The organism is Nocardioides sp. CPCC 206348, assembly GCF_048654705.1.
Taxonomy (GTDB): Bacteria; Actinomycetota; Actinomycetes; order Propionibacteriales; family Nocardioidaceae; genus Nocardioides.
Map to the genome: position 1 here is coordinate 1340 of NZ_JBMCZA010000145.1, position 1547 is coordinate 2886.

Genomic DNA, 1547 nt, shown 5'->3' on the forward strand with positions numbered 1-1547 from the left:
GTCGATGGCCAACCTGCTGCAGTCCGGCGTTGCGTCGGCGGAGCGGGTGTTCGAGCTGCTGGACGCCGAGGAGGAGGTGGACGCGTCGGCGGTCGCGACCGTCGCCGCCGCGCGGGCCTCGGACGCCGTACGCGAAGAGACAGCCGGCGAGGTGGCGTTCGAGGGGGTGTCGTTCTCCTACGACCCCGACGAGCCACTGATCGAGGACCTGTCGCTGGTCGCGCACCCCGGCCAGATGGTCGCCATCGTCGGGCCTACCGGCGCGGGCAAGACCACGCTGGTCAACCTGATCATGCGGTTCTACGAGCTCAGTGCCGGCCGGATCACCCTCGACGGCACCGACATCACGGCCCTCTCGCGGGCCGAGCTGCGCAGCCGGATCGGGATGGTGCTGCAGGACACGTGGCTGTTCGAGGGCACCATCCGCGACAACATCGCGTACGGCCGCCCCGACGCGACCGAGGACGAGATCCGCGCGGCAGCCAGGGCGACGTACGTCGACCGGTTCGTGCACTCGCTGCCCGACGGCTACGACACCCGGGTCGACGACGAGGGCTCCAACCTGTCGGCAGGCGAGCGGCAGCTGATCACCATCGCCCGGGCGTTCCTTGCCCAGCCGGCGCTGCTGATCCTCGACGAGGCGACCTCGTCGGTCGACACTCGTACGGAGCTGTTGCTGCAGCACGCGATGGCCGCGCTGCGGACCGACCGGACGTCGTTCGTGATCGCGCACCGGCTCTCCACGATCCGCGACGCCGACCTCATCCTGGTGATGGAGGACGGTCGGATCGTGGAGCAGGGATCGCATGCCGAGCTGCTCGAGGCGGACGGTCCCTTCGCCCACCTCCACGCGGCGCAGTTCGCCGCTGCATCGATCTAGCAGTCGTACTGGAAGTAGGGCTTCTCGCCGCCGGTCACCGCGATCTTCGCGATCGTGGTGTCGTCGGTGACCTTGCCGGCGGGGGAGTCGAGCAGGAAACTGAGGTAGGCCAGGCCGTCCTCCTCGCCGGGCGGGTAGACCGACGCCTGGTCGAACCCGTCGTCGACCGGCTTGGTCAGGGTGGGGAACGCCCTCTTTAGCTCGCCGTACGTCGACCCGACCTCGAGGTCGCCGTGCTCCGTGTGCGGGCCGGGCACGCTCACGGACAGCTGCGTGATGGTGGCGTCGTCGTCGGTCAGGACGAAGAGCTCCTTGGCCGTCGGATCGGCGGCCCAGTGGATCAGCTCGCCTTCGCACAGCACCGCGCCGTCCTCGAACAGGCCGGTGGGCGTCCACTGCGCACGGGTCATGCCGACGCGCGCCTCACCGATCGAGCCGGGCAGGATCACCAGGTCCTCGGTCGAGTCCTCGGTCGGGTCCGTGGAGGTGTCGGTCGTGGGTTCGGTCGTGGCGGTCGAGGTGACCTCGTCGCTCGCCTCGGCGGGATCGTCGTCAGTGCAGCCCGCGAACAGGGCGGTGCTGGCGAGGAGCAGGGCAAGGACCGTCGGCGTACGGCGCGAGTGCAGGTTCATGCTTCGTGTGATGCCGGTTCCTGCTGATTTGTTGC

At 69.4% G+C, this 1547-nt stretch carries 2 protein-coding genes; one reads left to right on the plus strand and one right to left on the minus strand.

Annotated elements, in window-relative coordinates; translation table 11 throughout:
• The coding region (locus tag ACOADB_RS10010; protein WP_378597814.1) for an ABC transporter ATP-binding protein at nucleotides 1-880 on the plus strand (880 nt) is incomplete at its 5' end.
• Here ACOADB_RS10010 and ACOADB_RS10015 read toward each other — a convergent pair.
• Nucleotides 877-1547, minus strand: a 671-nt coding sequence (locus ACOADB_RS10015) for a hypothetical protein (protein WP_378597815.1), incomplete at its 5' end; no start/stop codon positions are given. The genes ACOADB_RS10010 and ACOADB_RS10015 overlap by 4 nt on opposite strands.